The organism is Frankia sp. AgB32 (assembly GCF_023243045.1).
Lineage (GTDB): Bacteria > Actinomycetota > Actinomycetes > Frankiales > Frankiaceae > Frankia.
On the sequence record NZ_JALKFX010000262.1, the window covers coordinates 1 to 8,189 of the forward strand.

Consider the following 8,189-nt stretch of genomic DNA (forward strand, 5'->3'; position numbering starts at 1 on the left):
TGTAGGGCGAAGAGGGTGGGTTGGGTCCAGGCGGTGTGGTGGATGAGGTCGGCGTCGGGGCTGTCGGGGTCGGCGTGTAGGACGGACAGGAGGGGCCGGTCGAGGTGCTGGTCCAGTGCGGCGGCGACCTCGTCCAGGGCGGCCCGGTAGATCGGGTGGGTGTCGTAGAGCTCGTGGCCCATGCGGGGGCGTTGGCTGCCCTGGCCGGAGAACAGGAACGCCACCGGGCCCGGGTCGGCCACACCGATGACGACGCTGCGGTCGGGCTGGCCGTCGGCCAGGTTGTCGAGCGCGGACAGCAGGGTCGCCTCGTCGTCGGCGATCGCGACCGCCCGGTGGGCGAAAGCGGTGCGGGTGGCCAATGCGGCGGCCAGCTCCGCGACCGGCGCCCGTCCGCTCTCCACGTCCACGTGGTCGGCCGACGCCGGGTCGCCGCCGCGGCCGAGACGTTCGCGCAGGTGGGCCGCGAGGTGGCGGGCCTGGTCACGCACGGCCTGCGGCGAGCGCCCGGACAGCGGCACCAGCACCGGCGCGCCAGTCCACGTCGACTCCGCGAGAACGTCGGCCCGTTCGCCGACCACGCCGGTGCCGTCAACCACGCCAGCGCCGTCGACCACGCCGGGGCTGATGGCCGCGGCCGCTGCCGGGGCCTGCTCCAGGATGATGTGGGCGTTCGTGCCGCTGACACCGAAGGCGGAGATCCCGGCGCGGCGCGGGGCGCCCGTCTCCGGCCACGGTCGGCTTTCCCGGAGCAGCTCGACGGAACCTGAGGACCAGTCGACGTGCGGCGTGGGCTCGTCGACGTGCAGAGTGCGGGGCAGGAAGCCGTTGCGCAGGGCGAAGACCGTTTTGATGATGCCGGCGGCGCCGGCGGCGGCCTGGGTGTGGCCGATGTTGGATTTCAGGCTGCCGAGCCACAGCGGCCGGTCGTCGGGCCGGCTCTGCCCGTAGGTCGCGAGGATCGCCTGGGCTTCGATCGGGTCACCGAGGGAGGTGCCGGTGCCGTGTGCCTCGACGGCGTCGACCTCCGCGGGGCTCAGCCGGGCGTTGGCCAGCGCCGTGCGGATGACGCGCTGCTGGGACGGCCCGTTGGGGGCGGTGATGCCGTTGGACGCGCCGTCGGAGTTCACCGCGCTGCCGCGCAGCACCGCGAGGATCGGGTGGCCGTTGCGCTGGGCGTCGCTGAGCCGTTCGACGAGCAGGACGCCGACGCCCTCGGACCAGCCGGTGCCGTCGGCCGATGCGGCGAACGCCTTGCACCGGCCGTCGGCGGACAGCCCGCGCTGGCGGGAGAACTCGATGAACGGCGCGGGAGAGGACATCACCGCGACCCCGCCGGCCAGGGCGAGGTCGGCCTCCCCGGAGCGCAGTGCCTGGGCGGCGAGGTGCAGGGCGACCAGCGACGACGAGCAGGCCGTGTCGACGGTGACCGAGGGCCCCTCGAAGCCGAACGTGTAGGAGATCCGCCCGGACAGCACGCTGCCCAGCGTGCCGAGGCCGACATACGCCTCCAGCTCGGCGGGGATCTCGTGCAGCCGGGCCGCGTAGTCCTGGCCGGCGATCCCGGCGAACACCGCGGTGCGGCTGCCCCGCAACGTCGTCGGGTCGATGCCGGCCCGCTCGAACGCCTCCCAGGACGTCTCCAGCAGCAGCCGCTGCTGCGGGTCGGTGGCGACCGCCTCGCGAGGGGAGATCCCAAAGAACTCGGGGTCGAACTCGGCGGCGTCGTAGAGGAAGCCGCCGTGCCGGGTGTAGGACTTCCCGGCCGCGCCCGGGTCGGGGTCGTACAGGTCGTCGACGGGCCATCCCCGGTTCGTCGGGAACTCCCCGATCGCGTCGCGTTCGGCGACGACCAGGTCCCAGAGCTCCTCCGGGGTGCTCACCGAGCCGGGCAGCCGGCAGGCCATGCTGACGATCGCGATCGGCTCCCGCCGGCTCGACTCGACCTCCCGCAGGCGCTTCTGCGCCGTTCGCGCGTCGCTGAGCGCGCGCTTGAGATATTCGCGCAGCTTGGCGTCATCGGCCATGACAGGTCGCTCCCTTGATTCGGGCGGGGGACCCGGCGAGCGGGTCGGTCAGCTAGGTGTCGGCGCTGCTCAGTAGGTGTCGGCGTTGCTGTCCATCAGGGCGAACAGTTCGTCGTCGCTGGCGGCGTCGAGGTCGATGTCGTCGTCGATGACATCCGGCGCCGTCGCCGTGCCGGGCTCCCAGCGGGCGAGGAGGGTCCGCAGCCGGGCCACCGCGGCGACGGTGTCCGCGTCGCCGCCGCCGGCCGCCGCCAACGCCGCCTCCAGCTGGGCCACGACCGCCACCGGCGACGCGGTGGCGCTCGACGTGGAACGCAGCTCGCCGGCGAGGAACTCGGCGATCGCCGCGGGGGTCGGATAGTCGAACACGAGCGTGGCGGGCAGCGTCAGCTCTGTTGCCACGTTCAGCCGGTTGCGCAGGTCGACGGCGGTCAGCGAGGTCAGGCCGAGGTCACGGAAGGCGCGGGTCGCGCCGACGGTCGCGGGGCTGTCATGGCCGAGGACCACGGCCGCCTCGGCCCGGACCACGTCGAGCAGCAGCTCGTCGCGTTCCGCCGGGGCGAGCGCGGCGAGCCGCTCGGCCAGGCTCGGCCCAGCCGCGGTGGACATGTGCCGGTCGAGCGCCCCGGCGCTGCCTGGCGCGTCGGCGACGAACGCGCCGTCGACGAGCCGCAGCGGCGTCGGATCCAGCCAGTACCGGCGGCGCTGGAAGGCGTAGGTGGGCAGGGTCACGTGCCGCCGCGCGTGCCGCCCGGCGCCGTCGGCTTTGGTCGGCCGGTGGGTGCCGAGGGCGACCCGCCAGTCAACCGAGGCGCCGCGCACCCAGGCGTCGGCGAGCGCCGCGTGGAACTTGGCCGGCCCGCCCGCGTCGCGGCGCAGCGTCTCCGCGACGGCGACGGGGCCGGGCAGGTCGGCGGTGGTGTCGAGGGTTTCGGTGAGCGCGGTGGTGAGGCCGGGATGGGGGCTGATTTCGATGAACAGGTCGTGGCCGGCGGTGAGCAGGGCGCGGGTGGCGGGTTCGAACAGGACGGGTTGGCGCAGGTTGGCGTACCAGTAGTCGGCGGTGAGGGTGGTGGGGTCGATCCAGTCGGCGGTGACGGTCGACAGGATCGGGATGCTCGCCGGTTGCGGTCGGACGGGTGCGAGGGCGGCGAGTAGTTCGTCGCGGATCGCCTCGACGTGCGGGGAGTGCGAGGCGTAGGTGACGGGCAGCAGCCGGGTGCGGACATCGCGCTCGCGCACCGTCGCCAGCAGCGCGGTCAGCTCGGCCTCGTCGCCGGCGACGATGGTGGTCGCCGGACTGTTGACCGCGGCGACGGACAGGCCCGGGGTCAGCAGCCCCTCGACCTGGCCCGCGGGCAGATTGATCGACGCCATCGCGCCGGGCGAGGCGATGGTCGTCAGTGCCCGGCTGCGCAGGGCGACGATCCGGGCGGCGTCGTCGAGGGTGAGCGCGCCGGCGATGTGGGCGGCGGCGATCTCGCCCTGGCTGTGGCCGACGACGGCCTTCGGCTGGACACCGTGGTGCTGCCAGAGCCGGGCGAGGGCGACGAGGACCGCGAACAGCACCGGCTGGACGACGTCGACCCGCTCCAGGCTCGCCGCGCCCGGCGCCTCAGCGAGGACGTCGAGCAGATCCCAGTCGACGTACGGGGCGAGGGCGGCGGTGGCGGCGTGGAGGTGCTCGGCGAACACCGGGCTGTCGGCGAGCAGTTCGCGGGCCATCCCCGGCCACTGGCTGCCCTGACCGGGAAAGACGAACACGGTCGAGCCGGTCGTGTCGGCGCCGCCGCGCACCACCCGCGCGCTGGGGGTCGAGCTGGCCAGCGCGCGCACCGCGGCCAGCAGCCCGTCGTGGTCCGCGCCGAGCACCACGGCCCGCTGCTCGAACACGGTCCGGCCGCTGACCAGCGCGTCCCCGACGTCGACGGGGTCGAGCCCGGCGCCGGCCAGGGACCCGGCGAACTCCGCGAGCCGGTCCGCCTGCGCCCGCAGCGCGTCCGGGGTGCGGGCCGACAGGACCCACGGCAGCGTCGCCGCGCCGCCGGTGCTTGTGTCGATCATCGGTGCGTGGGTTGGCTCGTCGGGGGCCTGTTCGAGGATGACGTGGGCGTTGGTGCCGCTGATGCCGAACGAGGAGACGGCGGCGCGGCGGGGGCGGCCGGTGTCGGGCCAGGCGCGGCCCTCGGTGAGTAGGCGGACGGTGCCGGTGGACCAGTCGACGTGCGGGCTGGGCGCGTCGGCGTGCAGGGTCGGCGGCAGGGTGCCGTGACGCATCGCCATGATCATCTTAATGATGCCGGCGGCGCCGGCGGCGGCCTGGGTGTGGCCGATGTTGGACTTCAGGCTGCCGAGCCACAGCGGCTGGTCGTCGGGCCGGTCCGCGCCGTAGGTGGCGAGCAGCGCCTGGGCTTCGATCGGGTCGCCCAGCGGGGTGCCGGTGCCGTGCGCCTCCACGGTGTCGACGTCGGTGGGGCGCAGCCGGGCGCCGGCCAGGGCGGTGGAGATGACGCGTTGCTGGGACGGGCCGTTGGGAGCGGTGAGGCCGTTGGACGCGCCGTCCTGGTTGACGGCGCTGCCGCGGACGACGGCGAGGACGGGATGGTCGTTTGCCTGGGCGTCGCTGAGGCGTTCCAGCAGGAGCATGGTGGCGCCTTCGGCCCAGCCGGTGCCGTCGGCGTCGGCGGAGAATGCCTTGCACCGCCCGTCCGGCGCCAGCCCCCGCTGGCGGGAGAAGTCCACGAACGCCGCCGGGGAGGCCATCAGCGCCACCCCGCCGGCCAGCGCCAGGTCCGACTCGCCGGAGCGCAGCGCCTGCGCGGCGAGGTGCAGGGCGACCAGCGACGAGGAGCAGGCCGTGTCGATGGTGACCGACGGTCCCTCGAAGCCGAACGTGTAGGAGATCCGGCCGGTGGCGATCGCCCCCGCGTTGCCGTTACCGAGATGCCCCTCCAACCCCGCCGGGACGGCATGCACCCGCTGCAGGTAGTCGTGATACATCACGCCGGCGAACACGCCGGTGCTGGAGCCGCGCAGCGACGTCGGGTCGATCCCGGCGCGCTCGATCGCCTCCCAGGCGATCTCCAACAGCAGGCGTTGCTGCGGATCGGTGGCCAGCGCGTCCCGTGGGGCGATGCCGAAGAACTCGGCGTCGAAGTCGGCGGCGTCGTGCAGGAAACCGCCGTGGCGGGTGTAGGACTTGCCCGGCGCGTCAGGGTCGGGGTCGTAGAGCTCGTCGAGGTTCCAGCCGCGGTTCACCGGGAAGCCGCTGATGGCATCGGTGCCGGTATCGACGAGGCGCCAGAGGTCCTCGGGGGTGGTGACGCCGCCGGGCAGCCGGCAGGCCATGCCGACGATCGCGATGGGCTCCTCGGCGTCCCGGCGTCGGTTCGCCGCCCTGGCGGGTCCGCGTCGCGCCGGCGACGCTCCGACGAGCTCGACGCGCAGCAGTTCGGCGACGGCGGCCGGGTTCGGATGGTCGAAGGTGAGCGTCGCCGGCAGCCGAAGGCCGGACACCGTGCTGAGGCGGTTGCGCAGCTCGATGGCCGTCAGCGAGTCCAGCCCCAGATCGGAGAAGGCCCGGTCGGCCGGCACCGAGGCGAGGCCTGGGTGCCCGAGCACGCCCGCGACCTCGGTGCGCACCAGCTCCACCAGCAGCGCCGTCACCGCCGCCTCGGCCAGCCCCGCGAGGCGCCCGGCCAGCGCGGACGCCCCGTCCGCCGGGCCGCCCCTGGCCGCCGTGCGGCGCGGGGGCCGGACGAGGGCGCGTAGCAGCGGTGGGACGCCGTGCTGGGCGGCGCGGGCGCGGATGACGGCAAGGTCGAGTGGCACGGGGGCGAGCAGGGCCCGGCCGGCCGGCCCGGCGGCGTCGAATAGCCGCAGGCCGTGCTTGGCGCTCAGTGGGCGGACCCCGCCGCGGGCGATACGGGCGTGGTCGGTGGTGTCGAGGCTGGCGGTGAGGGTGCTGGTGTCGTCCCAGAGTCCCCAGGCGAGGCTGGTGGCGGGTAGGCCGTGGTGGTGGCGGTGGTGGGCGAGGGCGTCGAGGAAGGTGTTGGCGGCGGCGTAGTTGGCCTGGCCGGCGTTGCCGGTGATGCCGGCGATGGAGCTGTAGAGGATGAAGGCTTTGAGGGTGGGGGTGTCGCGGGTGGCGTGGTGCAGGTGCCAGGCGCCGTCGACCTTCGGGGTGAGGACGGCCCGCAGGCCACCCGGGGTCAGGGCGCTCAGCGTCGCGTCCTCGGTGACGCCCGCGGTGTGCACGACGGCGGTGAGCGGATGCTCGGCCGGGACGGCGGCGAGCAGGCCGGCCAGGGCTGCCTGGTCGGTGATGTCGGTGGCGGTGACGGTCACCGTCGCGCCGAGTTCCGTCAGGGCTCCTCGCAGCGCGGCGGCGTCCGGGTGGTCGGGGCCCTGTCGGCTGACGAGGTGCAGATGGCGTGCATCGTGGCGGGTGACGAGGTGGTGGGCGAGGCGACGGCCGAGGGCACCGAGGCCACCGGTGATCAGCACGGTTCCATCCGGGTCGAGACCCCAGCCGGCCGGATCGTCGTCGGCCGGCGGCGCGGCGACGGGTCGGACGGCGACCAGACGCGGGGCGTGGGCGGCGCCGTGGCGCAGTGCCAGGTGCGGCTCGTCCGCGGCGCGCGCGGCGGCGACGGCGGCGGGCACCGCAGCGAGGCTCGCCGGGTCGTCGTCGAGGTCCAGGTGCAGGAACCGGCCCGGGTTCTCGGTGCTGGCGGTGCGCACCAGCCCGGTGAGGGCGGCGGCGGTGAGATCGACGTCCTCACCGGCGACGCTGACCGCGTGCGAGGTGAGGACGACGAGGGTGGCCGCGTCCCGGTTCGGGTCGCGCAGCCAGTCCTGCAGCCGCGCCAGGGTGTCGGCCGTGACCGCCCGCGTCCGCGTGGGGACGTCGCCGTCCACGGCCGCGGGGTCGGGCCGGACCAGGGCCTCGATGCCCGTGCCGGCGAGCGCCCTGACCAGCTCGCCGTCGCCCAGCACCGTCCAGGGGCCCGACCCGGCCGGGGAGGCGGCGCCCGAGAGCTCGACCCGCGGCCAGCTCAGCTCGTGGAGCCCGGCGGACGCGCCGTCGCCGTCGCCCCGCGCCGCGACCTGCTCGGCCGAGACCAGCCGGGACCGCAGCGACGCCACGGTGAGGACGGCGGCGCCGGCGGGGTCGATGGCCGCCAGCGAGACGCCGTCCTCGCCATGTCCGGTGAGGAGCACCCGCAGGGTGCTCGACGCGCTGGCGTGCAGGCGCACGCCGTTCCAGGCGAACGGGATGCGGCTGTGGCCCGCCGGGGTGTCCGCGAGGCGGTCCAGCGCGGCCGGGTGGAAGGCGGCGTCGAGCAGCGCCGGGTGCAGGCCGAAGGCGCCGGCCGGCTCGGCCTGGCTCGCGGGCAGCGTGACCTCGGCATAGAGGCGGTCGCCGTCGCGCCAGGCGGCCCGCAGGCCCTGGAAGGCCGGCCCGTAGCCGAGGCCGGCGGCGGCCAGCGTGGCGTAGGCCTCGCTGAGATCCACCGCGTCGGCCGTCGCGGGCGGCCAGGCCAGCTCCGCGAGTTCCGCCAGATCCGGGTCGTCGGCAGCTGCCGTGGCGCCGCCGGGCGCGAGGGTGCCCTCGGCGTGCCTGGTCCACGTCGCGGCGTCGGCGTCGGCCGCGTCGGTGTCCGGCTGGGAGTGGACGGTGACCGGGCGGCGCCCCGTCTCGTCGGGGGCGGCGACGGTCACCTGGATGGCGACGGCGCCGCGCGTGGGCAGCACGAGGGGGGCCTCGACGACGAGTTCGTCGAGAACGTCGACGCCGAGTTCGTCACCGGCGCGCAGCGCCAGGTCGACGTACGCGGTGCCGGGAAGGACGACGCTGTCCTGCACGGCGTGGTCGGCCAGCCACGGGTGGGTCGCCAGCGACAGCTGTCCCGTCAGCACGACCGTGTCGTCGGTGGCGAGCCGGACGGTGGCGCCGAGCAGTGGATGCCCCGCCGCGCGCAGACCGGCCCGGGACAGATCACCCGCACCACCCGGGGTGCTCGCCAGCCAGTAGCGCTGCCGCTGGAACGGGTAGGTGGGCAGGTCGGCGGGGGTGTCACGGGTGCCGGTGGTGGTGAGGGTGGTGTGGGTGGGGGTGTGGCCGTGGGTGTGGAGGGGGGGGAGGGGGGAGGTGGGGGG

General features: G+C 75.2%; 2 protein-coding genes. Both read right to left on the bottom strand.

Annotation, left to right across the window (positions count from 1 at the left end):
• On the bottom strand, positions 1-2,027 hold a 2,027-nt coding region (locus MXD60_RS27995), incomplete at its 3' end, for a type I polyketide synthase (protein ID WP_248822695.1).
• Positions 2,028-2,096: 69 nt separating this feature from the next.
• Positions 2,097-8,189 (bottom strand): type I polyketide synthase (locus tag MXD60_RS28000; RefSeq protein ID WP_248822696.1); only part of this gene is annotated, 6,093 nt, incomplete at its 5' end.